Origin of the sequence: Nibribacter ruber (assembly GCF_009913235.1) — a bacterium.
Lineage (GTDB): Bacteria > Bacteroidota > Bacteroidia > Cytophagales > Hymenobacteraceae > Nibribacter > Nibribacter ruber.
In genome coordinates this window covers 379,365-400,427 of the sequence record NZ_CP047897.1, presented here as the reverse complement: position 1 = coordinate 400,427, position 21,063 = coordinate 379,365, and the positions used below count along the sequence as shown (strand labels likewise).

The 21,063-nt window shown below is 49.3% G+C and carries 17 protein-coding genes; 5 read left to right on the top strand and 12 right to left on the bottom strand.

Annotated elements, in window-relative coordinates:
• Positions 1 to 83: 83 nt before the first annotated feature.
• The 3 genes from arr (at position 84) to GU926_RS01705 (ending at position 4,494) form a co-directional block, all read left to right on the top strand.
• Positions 84 to 533 (top strand): NAD(+)--rifampin ADP-ribosyltransferase, encoded by a 450-nt coding sequence (gene arr, locus GU926_RS01715; RefSeq protein ID WP_160688444.1) that lies wholly within the window; start codon positions 84 to 86, stop codon positions 531 to 533.
• Positions 534 to 702: 169 nt separating this feature from the next.
• Entirely contained in the window at positions 703 to 1,320 is a 618-nt protein-coding gene (locus tag GU926_RS01710) for a YdeI/OmpD-associated family protein (RefSeq protein ID WP_160688442.1), read from the top strand.
• Positions 1,321 to 1,578: 258 nt separating this feature from the next.
• Positions 1,579 to 4,494, top strand: a complete 2,916-nt coding sequence (locus GU926_RS01705) for a PD-(D/E)XK nuclease family protein (protein WP_160688440.1) — start codon at positions 1,579 to 1,581, stop codon at positions 4,492 to 4,494.
• A gap of 237 nt (positions 4,495 to 4,731) precedes the next feature.
• Here the strand turns inward: GU926_RS01705 and GU926_RS01700 are convergent, their stop codons facing one another.
• Entirely contained in the window at positions 4,732 to 5,205 is a 474-nt protein-coding gene (locus GU926_RS01700; protein WP_160688438.1) for a DUF4920 domain-containing protein, read from the bottom strand.
• Between the two features lie 162 nt (positions 5,206 to 5,367).
• On the bottom strand, positions 5,368 to 5,868 hold the full coding sequence (locus GU926_RS01695; RefSeq protein WP_160688436.1) for a DUF2062 domain-containing protein: 501 nt from the start codon (positions 5,866 to 5,868) through the stop codon (positions 5,368 to 5,370).
• A 283-nt stretch (positions 5,869 to 6,151) separates the two neighbouring features.
• Here GU926_RS01695 and rmuC point away from each other — a divergent pair, with 283 nt between their 5' ends.
• Complete coding sequence (gene rmuC / locus GU926_RS01690; protein WP_160688434.1) at positions 6,152 to 7,519, top strand: DNA recombination protein RmuC; 1,368 nt, start codon at positions 6,152 to 6,154, stop codon at positions 7,517 to 7,519.
• 249 nt (positions 7,520 to 7,768) lie between these two features.
• Here the strand turns inward: rmuC and GU926_RS01685 are convergent, their stop codons facing one another.
• The 3 genes from GU926_RS01685 to GU926_RS01675 form a co-directional block, all read right to left on the bottom strand.
• Positions 7,769 to 9,028: a zinc dependent phospholipase C family protein gene (locus GU926_RS01685; protein WP_160688432.1), complete on the bottom strand. Its 1,260-nt coding sequence runs from the start codon at positions 9,026 to 9,028 to the stop codon at positions 7,769 to 7,771.
• 129 nt (positions 9,029 to 9,157) lie between these two features.
• Complete coding sequence (locus GU926_RS01680) at positions 9,158 to 9,874, bottom strand: pirin family protein (protein WP_160688430.1); 717 nt, start codon at positions 9,872 to 9,874, stop codon at positions 9,158 to 9,160.
• A gap of 150 nt (positions 9,875 to 10,024) precedes the next feature.
• Entirely contained in the window at positions 10,025 to 10,786 is a 762-nt protein-coding gene (locus GU926_RS01675; RefSeq protein WP_160688428.1) for an XRE family transcriptional regulator, read from the bottom strand.
• 360 nt (positions 10,787 to 11,146) lie between these two features.
• Between GU926_RS01675 and GU926_RS01670 the strand changes: the two genes are divergently transcribed.
• Positions 11,147 to 12,349 (top strand): S8 family peptidase, encoded by a 1,203-nt coding sequence (locus GU926_RS01670; protein ID WP_198001446.1) that lies wholly within the window; start codon positions 11,147 to 11,149, stop codon positions 12,347 to 12,349.
• A 76-nt stretch (positions 12,350 to 12,425) separates the two neighbouring features.
• Here GU926_RS01670 and recQ read toward each other — a convergent pair whose 3' ends face one another.
• From recQ to GU926_RS01635, 7 genes are all read right to left on the bottom strand, one after another.
• Positions 12,426 to 14,567, bottom strand: coding sequence for a DNA helicase RecQ (gene recQ / locus GU926_RS01665; RefSeq protein ID WP_160688426.1), 2,142 nt, complete (start codon positions 14,565 to 14,567; stop codon positions 12,426 to 12,428).
• A 120-nt stretch (positions 14,568 to 14,687) separates the two neighbouring features.
• Positions 14,688 to 15,023, bottom strand: coding sequence for a phage holin family protein (locus GU926_RS01660; RefSeq protein ID WP_160688424.1), 336 nt, complete (start codon positions 15,021 to 15,023; stop codon positions 14,688 to 14,690).
• A 26-nt stretch (positions 15,024 to 15,049) separates the two neighbouring features.
• Positions 15,050 to 16,135, bottom strand: coding sequence for an agmatinase family protein (locus tag GU926_RS01655; protein WP_232058400.1), 1,086 nt, complete (start codon positions 16,133 to 16,135; stop codon positions 15,050 to 15,052).
• 17 nt (positions 16,136 to 16,152) lie between these two features.
• Positions 16,153 to 17,436: a polyamine aminopropyltransferase gene (gene speE, locus GU926_RS01650; RefSeq protein ID WP_232058399.1), complete on the bottom strand. Its 1,284-nt coding sequence runs from the start codon at positions 17,434 to 17,436 to the stop codon at positions 16,153 to 16,155.
• A 184-nt stretch (positions 17,437 to 17,620) separates the two neighbouring features.
• Positions 17,621 to 18,244 (bottom strand): chemotaxis protein CheC, encoded by a 624-nt coding sequence (locus tag GU926_RS01645; RefSeq protein WP_160688422.1) that lies wholly within the window; start codon positions 18,242 to 18,244, stop codon positions 17,621 to 17,623.
• A 37-nt stretch (positions 18,245 to 18,281) separates the two neighbouring features.
• Positions 18,282 to 19,916 carry a chemotaxis protein CheA gene (locus tag GU926_RS01640; RefSeq protein WP_160688420.1) on the bottom strand — a complete coding sequence of 545 codons (1,635 nt, stop codon included), beginning with the start codon at positions 19,914 to 19,916 and terminating at the stop codon, positions 18,282 to 18,284.
• Positions 19,913 to 21,040: a chemotaxis protein CheB gene (locus GU926_RS01635; RefSeq protein ID WP_160688418.1), complete on the bottom strand. Its 1,128-nt coding sequence runs from the start codon at positions 21,038 to 21,040 to the stop codon at positions 19,913 to 19,915. The genes GU926_RS01640 and GU926_RS01635 overlap by 4 nt, the downstream gene beginning before the upstream one ends.
• Between the last annotated feature and the right edge of the window lie 23 nt (positions 21,041 to 21,063).

The following is a 21,063-nucleotide window of genomic DNA, read 5'->3' as shown; positions in this document are numbered from 1 at the left end:
CAACTAAGGGGCTTATCTTGTGAGCTTGCAAACCGTTACCATTTTCGTTTAGTTTTCAGTCAATCTTTTCTTACGTTTCACCCATGGAAACTACCCAGCCAGGCAAGGTGCCTTCTTCCCCGGGCCCCACACCTTTCGCGCAGACTTATTTTCATGGCACCAAGGCAGATTTGCAGCCAGGCCACCTGATAGAAGCGGGCTATGCCTCCAACTTCGGCCAAAGGAAACAGGCTAAGTACATCTTTCTTTCGGGGACCCTGGACGCCGCCATCTGGGGAGCAGAATTGGCCTTGGGCGAAGGACCTCAACGAATCTACCTGGTGGAACCCACTGGCCCCATAGAAAACGACCCCGACCTCACCGACCGGAAATTCCCCGGCAACCCTACCCTTTCCTACCGCTCCACGCATCCCCTCAAAGTACTGGCTGAAGTCACGGGCTGGCAAGGGCACCCGCCGGAACAGGTACAAGCCATGCAAGCAGCATTAGCCTCATTGAAGGAACAAGGCATTGATTCTTTGAATGACGAATAAATTTTTTGGACGATTTTCTATAACAACCTGATTCAGTCCTCCTGGTCACCACTAAAACCTAACCGTGAGGATGGATATTCCACCAATTCTGGCTGTTTGTACTTTTCATTGTTTCATGGTAGTTTAGACCTGCCCATATAAAAGCCGCTACCATTTTAGCTACACAAGCATGAACCCACAAGTAGACAAATACCTTCTGGATGGTTGTATGCGATGCCCTTACGGCGCTACCCCGCAGTGCAAAGTCCACACCTGGAAAGAGGAACTGGTTCTACTCCGGCATCTTGTGCAGGAAAGCGGCTTAACCGAAGAAGTGAAATGGGGCGTTCCTTGTTACACGCTGGGCAACAAGAACATTGTCATGGTGAGCGCCTTCAAACAATACGCGGCGCTTAGCTTCTTTAAGGGCGTATTACTGAAAGATGAAGCCAGGGTCTTGAGCGCTCACGGCGAAAGCTCCCAATCAGCCCGTATCATAAAATTTACCAGCCCCGAACAAATCCTGCAACTGCAAAACGCTCTAAAAGCCTATCTACAAGAAGCCATTGCCATAGAAAAGGCCGGACTAAAAGTAGAGTTCAAGAAGAACCTGGAACCCGTCCCCGAAGAATTGCAGGCCGCCTTTATGGAACATCCAGATTTGGAAAGCGCCTTCTACCGCCTCACTCCCGGCCGGCAAAGAGGTTACATCCTCTTCTTTTCCCAACCAAAACAAACCCAAACCAGATTCAGCCGCATTGAAAAGTGTAGAGAAAAAATTCTTCAGGGCATCGGCTTGCAGGACTGAGAATGAGCCTAATTAAAAATTAAAAATTAGAAATTAAGAATTAGAAATTGCCGGCTTGACTGTCATCTCCAAATTTTCACAACTCCAAATCTTCACATCAAAATGGCTTTTACAGACTAGTAAGATGCGGAAGTAGCGCCCTAGCTGGCTATTGCCTGTAGCTAATAGCTCGTCTCGTTTTTAGGCTATTTTCCTGAAAACAGGCCAAAAACGTAGTATCTTTACTAAACGCGCCAGACCTAAAGCTACAACCTACGCATGCAATCGTTCCTGCGGCAGACCGCCGAGCATATTTACCAGACCTATTCAGACCGCCTCAGTGACTTGTGCATTGTGTTGCCCACCCGGCGGGCCACCTTGTACTTTAAGAACGCCTTGGCAGAGGCCGCACCCACGGGTATCTGGTCGCCGCAGATTTACTCCATGGAGGAGTTTGTCTGCAACATGGCCAACGTAGACGTGCTGGAGCCCTTGCACCTGCAACTGGACCTGTATGACATCATGCTCACTTTTGACCCTAAGCTGGATTTTGATCAGTTTGTGGGCTGGAGTGCTACCCTGCTGGAAGATTTTTCCCGCATGGACATGGAGTTGGTGAACCCATCAGAGGTGTTTGAGTACGTGAGTGAGGCCAAGGCGCTGGAACGCTGGGATCCTGGCAAGCCGGGCAGCAGCGAGCCGACGGCCAACGTAAAACAGTATTTCCAGCTGTGGGTGAACCTGGAGCGCACCTATCACGCCTTGCAGACCAAGCTCCAACAAGACAAGCAGGCGTACACCGGCATGGCCTTCCGGATGGTGGCTGACCGCATCAAGGACATCGCGCAGAGCGAGAAAGGCTGTTATAAATACATTTTCATCGGGTTGAACGCCTTGTCCCGCGCCGAGCAGAAAATCATCAACACCCTGCTAGCCGCGGGAAAAGCCGCGGCCTTTTTTGACTCAGATGACTACTACATGGCCGCTGAGTCTGACAAGCGCGCGGGCCATTTCCTGAAACGCTACAAATCCTCCTGGCCCCTGCCCGAGTGGAACTGGCAACAAAACCTGCTCCTCACTGATACCAAGGAAATTAATGCCATAGGTGTGGCCAACGCCAGCATGCAGGGCAAGATAGCCGGCCAATTACTGCGCGAAATAAGACAGCAAGACCCTTCTGCCGAGGTAGCCATCATTCTACCAGATGAGACCCTGCTGTTGCCCGTGCTGCACTCCATTTCTGATGAGGTTTCTGATTACAACGTGACCATGGGCTTGTCTTTTAAAGGCACGCCCCTGTTCAATCTCATAGATCTGCTTTTTGAGGTGCATTTGACGGGCGTGGTGCAACCCACCGACACGGGCTACCGCGTCAACCGCTACCACCACCTGGCCGTCACCAAGCTTTTGCAACACCCGTTCCTTCGCCGGTATGAACAGTATCTGAACGGACTGGCAGAGCGCGAAGCAGACTTAGACTTGTTCCAACACGTGCTGGATGAGATGGTGGCCAAGAACAGCGTGTTGCTCACCGCCGAGGAAATCATCAGGCTGGGCCGTGAGCACCCCATGTTCATCACCCTCTTCCGGACCTGGAACGACTGCACCGACCTCATTGACACCCTTTATCAGCTAGTGGACGCTCTGGGTAGAATCTACCGCGTAGAAACGGAAAACCCCATTGAGACCGAATACCTTTACATCCTCTACACCATTGTCAAGCGCCTGGACACGCTCTTTGACTGCCGCGAGCATAAGATTTCGGTGCGCAGCTTCAAGAAGTTCCTGTATGAGCAGATTGGCAATACCAAGCTGCCGTTCAGCGGCGAGCCCATCTCGCCTACGCAGGTCATGGGGATGCTGGAGACCCGCGCCCTGGATTTTGAGAACCTCATCATCCTAAGCGTGAATGAGAACGTGCTGCCTCAACCCAAGAAGCAGAATTCACTGTTTCCGTATGATGTATTGAGAACCTTCGGGTTGCCTACCTACGCTGAACAAGAGAGCATTACCTCGTATTACTTCTACCGTTTGTTACAGCGCGCCAAGCGGGTGAATCTGCTCTACGTATTGCCATCAGACACCTACGGCTCTGGGGAGAAAAGTCGTTTTATCCTTCAACTACAGCATGACCTGGCCCCTAAAAACCCGCACATCACCTTCCGGGAACTGACCGCCGTGGTGGAGCAACTGGACACCAAGGAGTATGAGCCAGACATCATTATTGAGAAAGACGAGGAGGTATTAAGCAAGCTCAAAAACGAATTGCGCCGGGGTCTCTACCCTTCGCACCTGAACCAGTTTGTGAACTGCTCCCTGCAGTATTATTTCTCCCGCATTGCCAAGTTACAGGAAGTAGAAGAGATTGATGAACTGGTGGGCGCAGATACCTTCGGGACCATTGTGCACCAGGTGCTGGAAGACTATTTCAGGCCTTTTGCCGAAGAGGCCAAACCCATAGAAAAGTCAGACGTGGACCAGATGCTGGCAGGTCTTTCTGAAAAAGTGAAGCAGGAGTTCACCCGCGGCACGTTGGGCAACCTGCCGGAACAAGGCATGAACCTCATTCTCTACAAGGTAGCCGTGCAGCTACTCACCCGTTACCTGGAAGGCCTGCAGTCCTCTGAGGAACTACCACTGTATATTTTGTCCCTGGAAGACAACCTGCAAACCGAACTGGAAGTAACTCTGCCTACCGGCGAGAAAGTACCCGTGCAGATTTCGGGCAAAGCCGACCGTATTGACCTGAGCGGCCACACCCTGCGCGTGATTGACTACAAGACGGGCAAGGTAGAAGCCCGCCACTTAAAAGTAGATGCCACCGACCTAGAAAACACCCTACTGCATGACCGGCATTTGGACAAAGTGCGGCAACTGTGGCTGTACCGGTATATTCTGTCCAAAGAGATACAGAAAGGCAGCCTGCTGGAAAGCAAAGTCCTGAATCTGCCCAAAGCCCACTATGCCTATGAAGCGGGTATCATCTCCTTCCGAAATCTGAGCGCCGGCGTTCTAACCTCAGAATTACCGTTTGTCAATGACTTGGGAGAACCCGCAGATTTCATGGAAACTTCTGAACGCCTGCTCAAAGACTTGGTAGTACGCATGCTTGACCCCGCAGAACCTATTAGGAAAACCAATGACCTGGAAACCTGCCAATACTGCGCCTACAAAAGCATCTGCGCCCGGGGTTAGGTGCGTTTTTGGTTGTTCGTTGCTCCTTATTTGAAGGGTTGGGATTCTTTAATCTATGCTTGCCACCAGATTTGTAGTGTAACTTCAACTGGACGTTAACCATGGCGCAAGCGTCCACTTTTGTCCGCAAGGCTACAGGGATATTCGTTTTTGGGCTGTTTTCTGGGAAATAGCCTAAAAACAGAAGGCCCGGCTGTTTGTAGCCGGGCCTTCTGTTTTAATCTTGTATGGATATTTCTACTTCACTACCAACACACCATCCGCCACAATCTCAATATCGGTTTTGGGCTTGGTGATGGAGGCAATCTCTTCTGCGGTTTTACCGGCGTCCTTCGCGAAGTGCTGCAAACGCTCCACAGATGTTTCAGTCACCTTGGCGGTGCCGTCTACCACCACCGTTTTACCTACTATGTCCTGGGGCATGAAGAAGGCGTAGTCGGTGAATTTTACCATTACGGCCGTACCGTCTGGACGGGCTAGTTTCATAAAGCAGCCTTTCTTCTTGCAAACCTCCACCACGGTGCCTTCTACCTTGCCAGTATACACAGAGTCAGAGGTGAGTTTGGCAGACAGCTCGGTCATGGCAATGGCTTTCTTGGCGTTCACCTTTTTGCCGTAGGTAGTACCGGGTTTAGCAGCCGGAATGGCTTTCTGCGCCATAGCCCCTGAGGCAATGAACAAGGCGAATACAAACGGAAGAACTGCTTTCATATGGATGCTATTAAAATGTAACTCAATTGATAAAGAACAGACAGGCAAGCGGTTAACTTCCTGTCAAGACCAAAGATAAGAGTTTATGCCAAATGCAGAAGCAAGAAAATTTTTTAGGCTACCGTTTTTGGGCTGTTTTCTGGGAAATAGGCCAAAAACGGTTTAGGCTACTTGCGGCGCAGGCAGGACTTTGTGCAGCATCTTCCGGCTGGAAAAGTACACGGCCAAACCAAAAGGGAGAAAGCAAAGAAGCCACGCCAGAATGCCCAACAGGTTGGCAAACCACACTTGTTGCAGGGCGTTCAGCCAGTCTACCTTGAACATGGCCATCAGTTTTTCCAGGGAGAACGGAATGGGCGTTACCGGGAAGATGGTCTGCCCCAGCTCCACAAACGGCACATACAAAGCCAGCTGGAACGGCTGCATCAAATACCCGATCAGAATGGTAAAAGCCACGTTCAAGCGTAACCTAAGCGCCCAGAAGGTACACAAAATGGTGGTGAGCCCAATAAAAGGAATCATCCCGAAGCCCGTTCCCAGGGTGATGGTGAGCGCCAGCTGGTGCGGCGTGAATCCTTGTTTGGCCAATGCCATAATCGGGTCCCACAGCTTGCGCCGCACAAACCGCATTATTCCCGCATTGGCTTTTAGTAGCATGGTCATGTTGATTCCTGTGTCTTTGTAGCTCAGGCAAGCGTACGTAATAGACAACGTGAAAAGTTGAAGCGAATTCCTTTTTTTAGAAAAGAATTTGGGCCTACGCTCTTAATACCAGAAACAGGCAGAGGTAACCACTTGATTTCGGCTTATTTCACAATTGTTGCTGCTTTCCTTTACAAGACAGACAACCGGCGTGCTAACCCTATTACCATTGCGAATATTTTTAGACTTCGGCACTAAACCCGTATCTTTAACTGTTCTTCTGGCCAAACACGTTTCCTTCTCTATGGACATTACGCTCTCTTTGCTTGCCTTTCTGGTGGGTGCCGTCTTGGTTTACTTTCTATTGCAGGCTAAACTAGCTGCGCTTCGCAAAACCGCGCAAGAGCAGGAGGTCGCCGCTTCTTTTGCACAACAGCAACAGCAAGCCGCGCTGGCAGAAGCCAATAAATGGCAGGACCAGGTGCGCCGGGAGCAGGCCAAGGTGATGGAGTTGCACGCAGAGGTAACGCGCGCCGAAAACGACATCTACCACCTCAAGCAGAAGCTTTCTGACGAACGCGCCGAGCTCAGCCAACTGCGCGAAACCTTCATGCAGCAATTCACGCAAGTATCTAACCAGGTGCTGGTCAACAACGCCGAGCACTTTAGAAAGACTTCTGCCGAAAACCTGGAACAAGTCCTGTCACCGTTGAAAGAACGCATCAAGGAGTTTGAGAGCAAAGTGGAGCAGACGTATGAGAAGACCTTGAAAGACACCACTTCGCTCAAGGAGCAGATTACCTACATGGCATCTTTGAACCAGCAGATGAGCCAGGACGCCCTCAACCTGACCCGAGCGCTGCGCGGCGAAAAGAAAGCCCAGGGCAACTGGGGCGAATACCTGCTGGAGAACCTGTTGGAGAAATCCGGTCTGGAGCGCGATGTACACTACCGTCGGGAACAGGTTCTCCAGCACGATGATGCCAAGATCTTCCGGCCAGATGTGATCATTGACCTCCCTGACAACAAGCACCTCATCATTGACTCTAAGGTGAGTTTGGTGGCCTATGACGCTTATTGCAATTGCGAGGATGAACTACAACAACAGATTCACCTCAAGAGCCACATCCAATCCATCAGGACGCACTTCACTGATCTGAGTCGCAAGAACTACCAGTACCTGCACGGGGTCAACTCCCCGGACTTTGTCTTGATGTACATTCCCATTGAGCCGGCGTTTAATCTGGCCATTCAGCAGGACCGTGACTTGTTTTTAGAGGCCCTGGACCGCAACATCGTCTTTGTAACCACCTCTACCCTCTTGGCAACCTTGCGCACCGTGGCTAGCGTCTGGAAGCAGGAAAGCCAAAAACGCAACGTGCTGCGCATAGCCGAAGAAAGTGGCAAGCTGTATGACAAGTTCGCTAATTTCCTGGATGACCTGAAGGACATTGGCGTGAACCTGGACCGAAGCCAGCAGAAATACCACGCCGCCATGAACAAGCTCTCTGAAGGCAACGGAAACCTGCTCAAGAAAGTGGAACTGCTCAAGAAATTAGGAGCCCGCACCAGCAAAACCATGGAAACCCAATGGCTCCTAAACGCCCCCGTACTCTCCGCCGCCCTTCCTAAAGAAGTAGAAGAACCTAGTGAGGACATAGAGCAAGGGTAAGACACCCGGGATTGTTGCCTTTAAGATTAGAAAACCGATTGCTGTATTTCTCCCGTTTTTGGCCCGTTTCCTGGAAAACAGGCCAAAAACGAGTTTCCATAATTGATAGGCTAATTCCTTGTTTGCTAATGTATCCTTTTGAGCAAAAAGGCAGAATTAGCCGAAAGGCATTAAAAATTCGTTTTTAGCTTGAATCCTGAAAAACTAACTAAAAACGCCCCTGTGCCGTCAAGCAATTCCTCCGTCCTTCTATAAGGAGGTCGCTTTAAGCTTAGCCAGATTTTCCTGCACCTTTTCCCAATCTTTCTGGGCTTCTTTGTCTGCGGCTTCAGGTGCTTTGGCAGTGGCATAAAACTGTAGCAAATCCTTCTTTAAGGCAGGTGGCAATTGCTTAAAATCGTCTTTGGCCAGCCTGTTTAAAAGTTCTGCGTAGGTTTTATCAGTTTTGCCATAAGTGCCGATTTTGGTTTCATTGCCAGTGTCCAGGTCCTTGTTCACAATGACGGCGTCTTGCCAATTGAGCACCTTTAGTTTGGCTGCGTACTGGTCTGAAGTAACGTTGAAGCTTTCCATGAACACCTTTTCGGCGGCTGGCGTGGGGGGCACAAACGCCAGCGCCTTGTTAGGGCCAATCTTAGGCAACACCCTCAACAGCCAGCTTAAAAAGCGTTGAAAGAAATTGGGCCGCTGGTATTCCCGTCCCCATTGCTTGTGGTAGTCGGTTTTGTTGATGCGGTATTGGAACTTCCTTTTGGTGGCGCTGGGGTTGGCTTTCTGGATGTCATCGGCTTTCAGGTTCCAGGCGGCTTTGGTGAGGCTGGGGATTAAGGTGCTCACAGATCGCCTGAAGGTGGCAATGGTCACTTCCAGGCTTATGAACAGGCTTTTCAGCTCCAGGCCGTACGTTTTTTTAAAAGCCCTTTCCAAGACTTCTTTGCTCACTTCAAATCCAATGAAGTCATGGTACGCCTCTGGCGCATAGTTTCCTCTGGCTACTTGCAGCACGTCAAACCCAAATTCAGTTTTGATATGCGCGGCGGGGTCTTCTTCATAGGTGACCACCGGGCCGTGCGCCGCCTTTACTTCTGGGTACACCAGGGCCACGGCTCTGTTGGTGCCAATGGGGTGTCCGTAATTGTCTGAGTAGTAATGCGCCAGCGCGCCCAAAGCGAAGGCGTATTCGTTCAGGTTGGTGGCCTCCTGAAAAAGGGCTTCAATGAAATCGCCGGTTCTGGTGTAATGGGTGAGGTCCGTGAAAAAAACATTCCCGAAGGGATAATAACCCATGTCCTGAATGATGGCACCTCCGTAGGCATGTGCGTGGGCTTCCTTCAACTGTTCCTGGGTGGCCCCCGGGAAGCGCTTGCGCAGCACCGGTACCAGCGAAGGCTCCCAAGCCACGTCTATGATGGCCTGGTGCGTGAGCACGCCGTAACTTCTGGCCTTCAAAGGAATGCCAAAAAGCGCCAGCAAGACGCAAGTACATACAAGCAGACGAGGATGTTTCATAATACGGAATGGTTGGAGCAGGGATTGAGGTCTTGTCATCTTGAATTCATGGTTCCTTGCTACCTCCTGCACAAAAAAAGCAGACCAGGAACAACCTGTCTGCTTTTGCCTTCTTGGAACCTGTCATTATTAATAGTTAGCTTCTACCGCTGGCAGGTCAATCAGGATAAAGGAACTGTCTGCCGTAGCTTTGATTCTAAGCGCGTCTACGTCCATGGACCGTACCTGGTCATTCTTTTGGACCTGCACACCGTTCACAAACAACTCGCCCGAGGTCACGTAAATGAGGCCTTTTCTAATCTGGAAGGTTTTGAAGTTGATTTCTTTCCCGTCCTCCAGGTTGGCGTAAAACACCGTGGAATTAGAGTTCATATATACCACGTCTTCCAATACCTTCTGCCCGGTCACCAAGGGAATCAGCTCGTTCTTTTCTTTTAAAAAGTCAACCGATTTCTGCTCATAGCTAGGGGTGAGGCCTTTCTTGTTCGGGAAAAACCAAAGCTGGTACAGATGCACCTCATCGTCCTTGTCATTCTTCTCACTATGGCTGATGCCGGTTCCGGCAGTCATGCGCTGTACCTGCCCGGCACTGATCACGGTTTCGTTGCCCAAGCTGTCCTTGTGAGAGATTTCTCCTTCCAACACAATGGTCACTATCTCCATCTCTGCATGAGAATGCTCCGGAAAACCGTTTTTACCGGCAATGTAATCATCATTGAACACGCGCAAGGGGCCCCATTGCAGGTTGTTCATGTCATAATATTCTGAGAAGGAAAACAGGAAATAGGAGTTTAGCCAGCCATGGGCGGCATGATGCCTATCTGAGGCAGAGATCACTTTGATCATGTTGGTAGCGGTTAGTGTATAGTCACTCCATACGTAGGCTACGCATACGGGTTCAAATGGGCCTGCCCATATAGAAGAACTGCCGTTTTTGGCCTGTTTTCTGAGAAACAAGCCAAAAACAGCAGTCCATTTATAATTAAAATATAAGTCTTAGTTGACGGTCTTTAGTTTTTGAACTTCCTGTTGCAGGTCTAACACCAAAGAAGTCAGGCGGTCCAGGGAAATTTCAGCCATCGGGAAAGAGGTAGAAATGTAGGCCTTGGCCTCCCAAAGTTCCACTACATCTGCCAAAGGCACTTCATAAGGCTGGTACACCGGATTGTCTGAGTGCAGCCGCAGGGCATTGTCTTGGGCCTTTTGGTAAATGCGCTTAAACACGATGCCCTCCTGCATGCTTACCACTATACAAGGCGTACCGTCTTTGATATCTTGCCACCGCTCCACATAACGGCCCACAATGACCGTTCCGGAAGGAATAGGCAACATGGAGTCCCCTTTTATTTCAAATGCGCGGTAAGTACCCGGCCCCTGGATCATAGGCAACCTGAATTTAGGCAGTTCTTCCATGAACTCAGGATCTGCGTACCCATTCAAGTACCCGGCGCTGGCTTTATAGGGCACCAATTCTATGTTCTCCCGGTCTTGTCCGTCTACGGTGATAGACAGTACCCGCACGTTAGAGTTATGCGCAGAGGAAGTGGATTTGGAGAGATTGGGCAGCTCAGGATTAATCAACTCATCTACTGACAGGTTAAATACTTGGGCCATCTTCATAAGCGTAACCAGCTTAGGCTCAGCCCTCCCCTCTTCATAAGCACCTATTAGTGAGCGCTTTATTTGAAGCTTCTCCGCCAACTGCACTTGCGTGAGGTTCTCCTTCTTTCTTAAGTATTTTAGATTAGTGCTAAGCATGCTAGTGACCCGTTAGAATTCTATAGGTAAAAATACGTTTTTATTAGCAGAGAACTAATCATTTTGGCAAACTTATTTACCAGCTTCTTAATTGATTCATATTAACCTATTGAAATAAAAACAATTACGGTTAAATAGACGTTAAAATTTCTTTATTCTTCTCTTATTAACTCCTATTAATTCATATATATAAGTTATTATATATCAATCGCTTATATTGTCTTTTTAACTTCAACTGATAAAATAATTTCTATCTTTGAACCACTTTAAAAGGAAGTTGGTTACGAACATATCAAAATGAGGTTTCAAATTTTATCCTCTATTTGATGCTTTTTCTTTAACACTTAAAATTGAATGCGTATGAAGTCAGGAACGTTTAAGAAAGCAGTCTCTTTCTTTGCCTTAGCCTCAGTATTTACCATGGCAGGCTGTCAGAAAGATGAAGTTTTAGAAGAAACGGCTACCGCTCCACAAGAGCCTGCTGCCTCTTCCAATGCCATAGATGGAAAATTCATTGTTGTTCTAAAGAATGGCGTTAAAGCTCAAAGCGTACGCGAGCGGGTGCTAGGTACCCACCGTTCTGCTGCAGAGCGAATCAAAAACTTATCAGATGGTGCTTTTGAAGGCTTCTCTGGCTCTCTAAGCAAAGAAGAAGTTGATTTACTTAAGCAGGATGAAAATGTAGCTTACATTGAACCTGAACAAGCAGTAATGTTAGGTAAACCTTCTAAACAAACTACCACTTCAAACACTACTACTCCTCTAGCAACAACCACCACAACCACTACTACCACTACCTCTACTCAGACCGTTCCTTGGGGCGTTGCCCGTGTTGGATATGGTGACGGCACAGGTAAAACAGTTTGGATCATTGACTCTGGTATTGACACCAAACACCCTGACCTAAACGTGGACGTTGCCCGCAGCGTATCTTTCATCTCTGGCATTACTTCTGTTGAAGATGGATACGGCCATGGCACTACCGTAGCTGGCATCATTGGTGCTAAAAACAACACCTTCGGGGTGGTAGGTGTAGCCGCTAACGCTTCATTGGTAGCCCTCAGAGTTTTTGACAACACAGGTTACGGTACCCTTACTCGCATCTACTCTGCCTTGAACCACGTATACAAATATGGTAAAGCCGGTGATGTAGTGAATATGAGCTTACGGGTGAATGGTTCTACTTTACTAGATGACCTGGTAAAGAAAACAGCCGCCCGTGGTATTTACATCGCCATTGCTGCCGGCAACAGTGGCATTGACTGCCTGGGTGATTCACCTGCCCGCGTAAACGCTCCTAACGTGTACACCGTGTCTAACATGGACACTTACGGTAAATTCAATCCGTCTTCTAACTTTGGCGCAGCCGTAGACTTCAGTGCCCCAGGTACTAACATCAAATCTACTGGCAGAGGCGGTACTTACCTAAGCGGAAGCACTGGTACATCTTTTGCTGCCCCTCACTTGGCTGGTTTGCTAGCCTTGAAAGGTACTGCCATCAACAACCAAGGTTTGGTAGCGGGTGACCCAGATGGCAAGCCAGATCCAATCATTTTGAAATAGTCTCTGAGACAATCCCATAAAAAGAGAAGGCCCGGTCTACATAGACCGGGCCTTCTCTTTTTATACCCATTTAAAATTAAACGGTAGCCGTTTCTTTGTTGAACCTGGCCAGGGCCAGCCTGATTTTGAAATAGTCTATCTGACAGTCTAAGTGCTCAAAGATGGGTTTCATGGCCGAGGTACAACCCGTTTCTACTATGGCTTGGTGCACCCGGGTGTACTCGCTCTCGGATAAGAAGGGCTTTAAGTCTACATCATATCCCTGCTGGAACAGCGTGGCAATATGGGAGAAGATGGTCACCAGCTGTAATTGGCGCTCCACTGAAATTTCCTCGGGTGACTTTCCTTGCTTTAAGGCTTCATAGGTGAGAAGATGAGTGGCGCCTTTCAGTTTTACCTGCTCTGCTTTGGACTGTTGAGACAGGAAGGTGAGAATGGCATTGATAAAGATTTCACCATACTGCTCATATTTGGCCTGCGCCACCCCAGAAATAGACAAGAACGCAGGTTTGCTGGTGGGCCGTTCTTCCGCGATCTCTTGCAGGGTATTGTCATTAAACACCAGATACGGTGCAATGCCGCGCTCCTGGGCCAGATCTTTCCTAAGCTGTCTTAAATGCTCAAACAAGGCAGTGGCCAGCGGATTTCTGTTCTTTCCTTTGGCAGCCCTTTCTTTTTCTTCCTTGGGGTTCACCGCCTGGAATTTCACCAGCTCTACCTTCTTACCGTTGAACAGAATATCCTGGCTTCCTTTGGTCAGTTTTAAGGCACCGTGCTCATCATAGGCTACTTCCAAAAGACCTTGATTGATTAATTGGTGAATGTAGCGTTGCCATTCCAGCGGCGGCAAATCTCTCCCTACGCCAAACGTTTTGAGCTTGTCATAGCCTTTGGCCAGCGACATTTGGTTTCTGGAGCCTCTTAAAATGTCTACCACCTGGGCAGAGGCAATGGTTTCTTTGGTACGGGCCACGGCAGACAGGATCTTCTGCGCCAACTCTGTTCCGTTAAAGGAAGTAGGCGGATGGTCGCAAATGTCACAATGGCCGCAGTCTCTGGGGAACTCCTCCCCGAAATAGTGCATCAAGGTTTTACGGCGGCAGCTGGTGCTTTCGGCGTATTGTTGCATGCGGTCCAGCTTGGCCAAAGACAGCGCCTGTTCTTTGCTATTATCACCCTGAGTGATGATGTCCCTCAAGGTCATGACGTCTGCCAGACTATGAAACAGCAAGGCCTCAGCGGCGGCACCGTCACGGCCGGCACGTCCAATTTCCTGGTAATAGCTTTCCAGGTTTTTGGGCAGGTTGTAATGAATCACCCACCGTACATTGGACTTGTCAATGCCCATCCCGAAGGCAATGGTAGCACACATAATCTGCACGTTGTCCTGTAGAAAACGCTCCTGCACTTTGTCCCGGTCCTTAGCCGACAGACCGGCATGATAATAATCAGCATTGTAACCCTTTTCCTTTAACTTCTGAGCCAGAGACTCCGTAGCCTTCCGGCTGAGGCAATAGATGATACCCGGTTGAAAAGGACGGTCTTCCAAAAAATCAAGGATAGCTTCCATGCGCTTCTGGCCTGGCTGCACCTGCAGGTAAATGTTGGGACGGTCAAACGAGGAACTGAACACCCGCGGGTTCTCCAGGTACAATTGCGTCTGGATGTCGCGCTGGGTCAGTTTGTCGGCGGTGGCGGTGAGGGCGATTACCGGAATTTCGGGGAACTGGAGCTTGAGGTTTTTAAGCTGCAGATACTCCGGCCTGAAATCATGGCCCCAGGCCGAGATACAGTGCGCCTCATCAATGGCAAACAGGTTCACCTGCAAGCGTTTGAGAAAAGAGAAGAAGCCGGCAGAAAGCAGTTTCTCTGGGGAGACATACAGCATTTTGAGCCTTCCGTCAAAACACTGCTGTTCAATGAGCTGCTGTTCCTTAGAGGATTGAGAACTGTTGAGGTAGCCAGCGTTCACTCCGTTTCCCAGCAGGGCTTCTACCTGGTCTTTCATGAGGGCAATCAGGGGAGAAACCACCACGCAGAGCCCGGGCATTACTAAGCCTGGCACCTGGTAGCAGATAGATTTTCCGCCGCCCGTGGGCATGAGCACAATGGTATCCTTCTTAGCCAGCACGTTAGAGATGATCTCCTCCTGCCCTGGTCTAAATTTGTCATACCCAAAATATAACTTCAGTACCTCCTGTGCTTCCCTCACGCTCATTTTTCTGCTCTTTTCACAAAAATACCCTAAAAACGGGCCTTATTCAAGTGGACGTTCGGGTTAAAAAGCAAAAAGCCCGAGGCATCTGCCCCGGGCTTTTCTTAAGAGAACTTTCAAAGGCTATTTTCTCACGAAATCAATGATGGTGGTAATCACAGACATAGCCAAACTGAAAATAATGGCACCTAAAATACTTTCCAGGTTAAAACCATCTACCAGGTAATCGGCTAGGTACAAGATGATTACGTTAATGACCAGCAAAAACAATCCAAGCGTCATGAACGTGATGGGAATAGTCAGAAATACCAGAATTGGTTTCACTACGGCATTCAAAATAGCCAGGACCAATGCCAGGATAAGGGCTGTGAGCACGCCGTCAATGACAATACCGGGAATGAACTTCGCCAGGACTAAGGCGGCAATTCCTGTGAGGATAATCTTAATGATGAAGCTCATGTTGGAGTATTTTTAAATGATTGAGATTACCCTACTGGTTCTAATTTGCCTTGTGAAACGGCCATCCAGTTGCAGAGTTTGTAAAGCAGACGGGCACCCACGTTACCGTTCCATTCTGTTTCACCCGGCGCTACTTCACAAAGGTCAAACCCGATGATCTGTCTGCCGGATTTCACCAGGGCTTTGATTAAATACACCGCCTCTTCAAATTCAAAACCGCCAGGCACCGGCGTACCAGTTCCGGGGCAAAGTTTAGGGTCCAGGCCGTCTATGTCGAAGCTGATGTATACTTTCTGGGGTAATTGGGCAATGATTTTTTTGCACTGCTTCTTCCAGGTGCTGCCTTCATAGAGCTTGGTCTTAAGGTTGCTGTCATAGAAGGTAGTCACGCGGCCATTGCTCTGCTCCACCAACTCTGCCTCGCCCTGGCAAAGATCTCTAATGCCCACCTGCACCAGCTTTTTCACCTGGGGAATTTTTAAGGCATTGAACATGATAGAAGCATGCGAATAAGTAAAACCTTCATAGGCATCACGTAAATCTGCGTGCGCATCTACCTGTAAAATGCCATACTCCTCATGTTTCTCAGCCAAAGCATGCATAAACCCCAGCGGAGTACTGTGGTCACCGCCCAGCACGCCAACCAGTTTGCCTTGGTTCAAGTATTCTAGCGTGGCTTGTTTGGACCATTGCAGCAATTCTTCGCCTTTTTGGTTTACCTCTTCAATGGTCTGCTCATGGGTATGATCTCCTTCCGGCTGCCCGTTTTCCAACCATTGAATGTAGGCTTCGGTCTTTTCGCGTAACCTAGTGCTTTCCTGAGCCCAGTCTTCTGGGATCTCAGGCATGTGCACGCCCAGCTGCCATACATCGGCTAATTCTGGGTCAAACAAATCCAACTGCGGCGAGGCATCCCGCACAGCGGCGGGCCCCTCGGCGGTGCCAGCATTGTAAGAAACGGTTACTTCCCAGGGAATAGGAAACACTACTATTTCAGACTCTTCTTCTGTGAACGGAAGCCCGAACAAGCCGCTGCCCACCTCACCTACGCCGTTTTGGTCAAAGGACGAGATTTTAACGCGTTTAGACTCACACATGGAGGTCAACTTCATATTGCTGGGATTAGGTGTTATTTCTTTAAAAGGTCTTTAACGAAGTTAGGCAACGCGAAGGCCGCCTGGTGGATGTCTTCATTGTAGTAGCGCAGGTTGTGCTCTCTGGAGAAAGCGGCGGCTACGTCCATGTTGACATCTTTGGGGTGCACGTTTCCTTTGGAACTGAAAGAGAAGCTCCAGGTACCCGTTGGATACGTTGGAATGGCCGCCAGGTAGCAATGCACTTTCTCCTGCCCGAAAATGCCTTTGTACGTGTCATAGATTTCTACGAACACCTTGGTGTTGAAGCGCGGCGACTCGCTCTGCGTGATCATAATGCCATTGGCCGTGAGGCAGCGGTACACCTGTCCATAGAACTCGGCGGTGAACAAGCCTTCTCCCGGTCCCACCGGATCTGCTGAATCTACAATGATCAAGTCAAATGACTCATTGGCGCACTCCTGAATGTATTTGATGCCGTCTTCTACCAGCAGTTTCAATTTTGGGTGGTCAAAGGCGCTGGCGGTTTCTGGCAGGTGTAGTTTGCAGGCTTCAATCACCAGTTCGTCAATTTCTACCAGCACCACTTCCTCTATCTGCTCATGACGCAACAGTTCCCGCACGGTGCCACCGTCTCCACCGCCAATCACCAGGGCGCGTTTCACGTTGCCATGGCTGAGCATGGGTACGTGCGTGATCATCTCATGGTATACGTACTCATCTTTCTGGGTACACATTACCATACCGTCCAGGGTGAGCATGTTGCCATAGGCCAGCGTTTCAAACACCTCTACTTTCTGGTACGGTGACTGCTTCTTGTACAATTGGTCACCGGTGTGTTTTAAAGAAAGGGCGATGTTCTCATCACGCTCTGTAAACCACACGTCCCGCGTGATTCTAGGAATGGGCGTGATCTGCTGACCCGTGTCGCGGGCCTCTACCGTAAAATCTGTGCGCTGCAACAGGCTCTGCTGCCCTCTGCGGCACTCCATGGAAGAACCGTGGCTAGCTTTGAAAGCCTTCTGCAGGAAATCATAAGACACCCATGGGTCTACTGTCTCACCGCACGTGAACAAGTCTACGGCTGCGTAACCATACTCGGGCCAGGTATGAATGGCCAGATGGCTTTCCTGAATCACGACTACCCCAGAAACGCCATAGGGAGAGAAATGGTGAAACGTGCTGTTGATCACCGTAGCGCCAGCCGTTTCAGCGGCTTCCACCATGCTGTTCTCAATATGCACTACATCATTCATCAATTCTGGAGAGCAGTTGTAAAACTCCACCAGTATATGTCTTCCTAAAGCATCCATTGCCATACCTAAAATATTATGTGTTTAAGCCGCAAAACAACGAAAAAGATACCGGATTGAAAAAGATTCAAACAGGGCCGCCGTTTTTGGGCTGTTTTCCCTAAAACGAGCCAAAAACGAAAACGTCTAGCCCTCAACGCAAAAGAACCGCACGGGGCGGCTCTTTTGCGTGTAAGAAGTAGCTGGTTATTTATTTGGCCAGAAAGTTATAGGACCTGATTATCTCCAATATTTTAATGAAGGTGGTGGTGTCAAAAAATAACAGCAAAGGCAACTCCACCATCTGGGTGTTGTTGGTGAATTGCGTGATGACGGTGAACACCAAAGGTTGGAACAACGGGTGCTCCGTAAAGATGTTCTTCAATGATTCGGCAATGTCATTCTTAGGTGCCACCGGCGGCGACCCGTAAATATTCGCCTTCAGGATATTGGCCAGTTGCGTTACCAGAGCACCAGTGATGATATTGCTGATCTCCAATAAAAGAGATTCCTGCATCTCGGTCAACGGGTCTTTGGGGTCCACTTTCATGCCCAGACACACCGCTGACAGCTGTTCTATGTGCAGTTCAGAGAAAAGCATGAGCGTGGAGCCATTCAATTCCCCTTTAATGTCTGACTGAATGATGGTGTGCGTCTTTTCATAGGCGCGCACAATCTCAATCAGTTCATTGGCCTCCATCAACTGTAGGTCTGGCACCTTGAGCAATACGCGGTCTTTTGCAATAGCTGCAAACGAATCTGCTGCCCGGGCCAATCCTATGTTAAGGATTTCTTTGATGATGTCCCGCTCTAGTTCATTTACTTGAAGCTCCATGAATCAGGCTTTAAATGTTTTTACCCCTCCTACAATCTTACCTTCTGGCAATAAAATAACGTGTGATGGCGGCCACGTCCAGCACCAGGCAAACCTTGCCTGATCCTAACAGCGTCACGCCAGCATAAATCTCAATGGTATTGACCGGTTTGCTGAGTGCCTTAATCACAATATCCTGCTGACGCAGCAAACTGTCTACTATCAGACCCAGCTTTCGGTTGTTATATGTCACGATGATTACGTTCTGCACATCGCCCTCTAATTTTGATTTTCTGCCACTGTACTGGTCCAAGTCTACATTAAAGAGCTCCCGTAAATAGACAATGGTGATGGTTTCGCCTTTGATGTCGGCTACCAGCAAATCACCGATCTCATGCAACTCACTGGACGGCAAAGACACCACTGAGTCTGTGTGCATGAGCGGAATGGCATAGTAGTTTTCCTCAACCTGGCACAACAAAGCGCCTTTTACGGCAATGGAAGTAGGCAGGTACATGGTAAACGTGGTGCCAATCCCCTTTTGAGAATCCACCCGAATACGGCCGCCAATGGAATCAATGGCATTTTTCACCACATCCAACCCTACGCCCCGCCCAGAGAATTCTGTCACCTCTTTGGCCAGCGAGAAGCCTGGCTCAAACAAGTAGGAAAGCACTTCTGTGTCTCTCAGGTCCTCTACAGCGTCTGCCGGCAGGAACCCGCGGTTCACAATGGCTTTGCGCACCTCAGACTGGTCAATTCCCTTTCCATCATCAATCAACCTCAAGATTACCGTATCACGGTCATTCTGGGCAGACAAAATGATATTGCCTTGCGGCGATTTCTTCTGTTTCTTGCGCACGTCTGCTTTTTCAATACCATGTGAGATGGCATTGCGCATTAAGTGCAGCAAAGAATCTGTGATGATCTGAAGGATGTTCCGGTCTATTTGAATGTCCTGCCCGATAATCTCCAGGTTGATTTCTTTCTTTTCGGCTACGGCAATGTCCCGCACAATGCGCGGGAATTTATTGAACAGGGAGCCCACGTTTACCAGGCGGGCGTCCATTACGCTGAACTGTAATTCCTCGGTGATCCTGTACAAATGGGAGCTTACGCTCTTCAGGTCATCATGGTCCAGTTCTTTGCTGATGGAAAGAATACGGTCACGGTCAATGATCAACTCCCCTACCAGATTCAACAAATGATCCAGCTTTTTAATCTGGATGTAGATCAGGTCTGAGAGTGACAGGTTCTTAGACGTATAGTACTTCTGCACCTTGGACAGCTCCTCGCCGGTGTTCTCTGAAACCGAACTGACAATGATGTCCAGGTTACGCAACAAGGCTGGGCTGGGCTCCGGCGAGTTAGGATTGTCAACGTTTCCTATCAACTCGCCCAACATGTCAATGCCGTCAAAAAGCACGGTCACCACTTCATCACTGAAGCTAAGTTCTTTGTTTCTGATCAGGCCGAAAGCAGTTTCCAGCTTGTGGGCCACGTCTGAGATGTTCAGGTACCCGATGGCCTTGGCGTTGGCCTTGAGGTTATGGAGCAGACGGAAAATCTCGGCCAGCACCTGTTCATCCTGAGGGTTTTTCTCAAGATCACTGATGTGCCGACTGAGCGCATCATAGTACTCCAGCGCCTCCGCTATAAAAATCTCCTTGTATTCCTGCTCTCTCGCCTTCATCTACTAAGCTCACTTTGGAGCGCTTGGCTCAAATGTCTGTCGGCGGCAAACCGACTTATCATGGAATGGATCTGGCCTAAGGCCACCACTCCATTGACCACTCCATTTTCAATGGCTGATTTTGCCATGCCAAAAATGGAAGAGGTTGCTGCATTCTGGGCGATGATCACACCACCCTTGTTTCTAATCTCTTTAGCTCCCTTGGTGCCGTCCTGCCCCATGCCTGTCATGATGACTCCAAGCACGTTCTCTCCGGCGCAGGCGGCCGCAGACTGCATGAGCACGTCTACTGAAGGTGATTCTTGCACAGGTGATACGGCTGGCACCAAATCAAGTGTTAAATACTCGGGCTGCAGGGCATTCCGGCGCACCAGCATGTCTTTGCCGCCCGGCGCAATGATGACGGTATTGGCCTTTAGGCGCATGCCTTGTACGCCTTCCTCTACCCGCCAATTGGTTAATTTCTGCAATCTTCTGGCTAGGCGCTTAGTAAATTTCTCCGGCATGTGCAGGGCCACCAGTACCACCGTTGGCTGCGCTACCTCCAAATCCCTGACCACATACTCCAATGCGGTAGAACCACCGGTAGAGGCACCCACCACCACCACGCACAATGGATGCTCCTGTGGGATGGGCAGATGAATGTCATGGCCTTTCACGCGCGGCAATACTAACTTAGGTTGTAGTGTCTTACCTGACAAGGATTTAGAACAGGTTTGCACCCAGTTTCTAAGCTTTTCCAGCACTTCCTGCTTTACGCTCATGGTTGACCGGATTTGCCTGAAGGTAGCTTCACCTTTTACTTTTTCTTCCTGCTTGGCACCATACAGAATATGATCTGCGAATTGTTCATTGCGCTGGGAAACCATCACTAACAGCTGGGAACCCGCGTCATAAATGGGCATGAAAAAGGGCAATTTGCCACTCACCGTCAAACCAGGTTGCGCCACAATCACATCAGGCTGCAGGTCAAATGCTTTGTATAAAAGCTCTTCCTGCGTTTGGGCAGTATCTACCACCTCCAGAAAAGGCTCGGCATTGAACATGCCAGAAAGCACCAGTCTGGAGCGGACAGAGGAATCCCCTATTAAAACCCTGAATTTATGTGATTGCGCGTGCTGCACCTACTGGAAACCAAGTCAAGAAA

Coding starts and splice junctions, on each gene's coding strand:
- GU926_RS01675 (WP_160688428.1), bottom strand. CDS start 10,786: ATGCTTAGCACTAATCTAAAATACTTAAGAAAGAAGGAGAACCTCACG.
- GU926_RS01670 (WP_198001446.1), top strand. CDS start 11,147: ATGAAGTCAGGAACGTTTAAGAAAGCAGTCTCTTTCTTTGCCTTAGCC.
- GU926_RS01710 (WP_160688442.1), top strand. CDS start 703: ATGAACCCACAAGTAGACAAATACCTTCTGGATGGTTGTATGCGATGC.
- GU926_RS01640 (WP_160688420.1), bottom strand. CDS start 19,916: ATGAAGGCGAGAGAGCAGGAATACAAGGAGATTTTTATAGCGGAGGCG.
- GU926_RS01660 (WP_160688424.1), bottom strand. CDS start 15,023: ATGAGCTTCATCATTAAGATTATCCTCACAGGAATTGCCGCCTTAGTC.
- arr (WP_160688444.1), top strand. CDS start 84: ATGGAAACTACCCAGCCAGGCAAGGTGCCTTCTTCCCCGGGCCCCACA.
- rmuC (WP_160688434.1), top strand. CDS start 6,152: ATGGACATTACGCTCTCTTTGCTTGCCTTTCTGGTGGGTGCCGTCTTG.
- GU926_RS01680 (WP_160688430.1), bottom strand. CDS start 9,874: ATGATCAAAGTGATCTCTGCCTCAGATAGGCATCATGCCGCCCATGGC.
- GU926_RS01645 (WP_160688422.1), bottom strand. CDS start 18,244: ATGGAGCTTCAAGTAAATGAACTAGAGCGGGACATCATCAAAGAAATC.
- GU926_RS01705 (WP_160688440.1), top strand. CDS start 1,579: ATGCAATCGTTCCTGCGGCAGACCGCCGAGCATATTTACCAGACCTAT.
- GU926_RS01685 (WP_160688432.1), bottom strand. CDS start 9,028: ATGAAACATCCTCGTCTGCTTGTATGTACTTGCGTCTTGCTGGCGCTT.
- GU926_RS01655 (WP_232058400.1), bottom strand. CDS start 16,135: ATGAAGTTGACCTCCATGTGTGAGTCTAAACGCGTTAAAATCTCGTCC.
- GU926_RS01695 (WP_160688436.1), bottom strand. CDS start 5,868: ATGACCATGCTACTAAAAGCCAATGCGGGAATAATGCGGTTTGTGCGG.
- GU926_RS01700 (WP_160688438.1), bottom strand. CDS start 5,205: ATGAAAGCAGTTCTTCCGTTTGTATTCGCCTTGTTCATTGCCTCAGGG.
- recQ (WP_160688426.1), bottom strand. CDS start 14,567: ATGAGCGTGAGGGAAGCACAGGAGGTACTGAAGTTATATTTTGGGTAT.
- speE (WP_232058399.1), bottom strand. CDS start 17,436: ATGGCAATGGATGCTTTAGGAAGACATATACTGGTGGAGTTTTACAAC.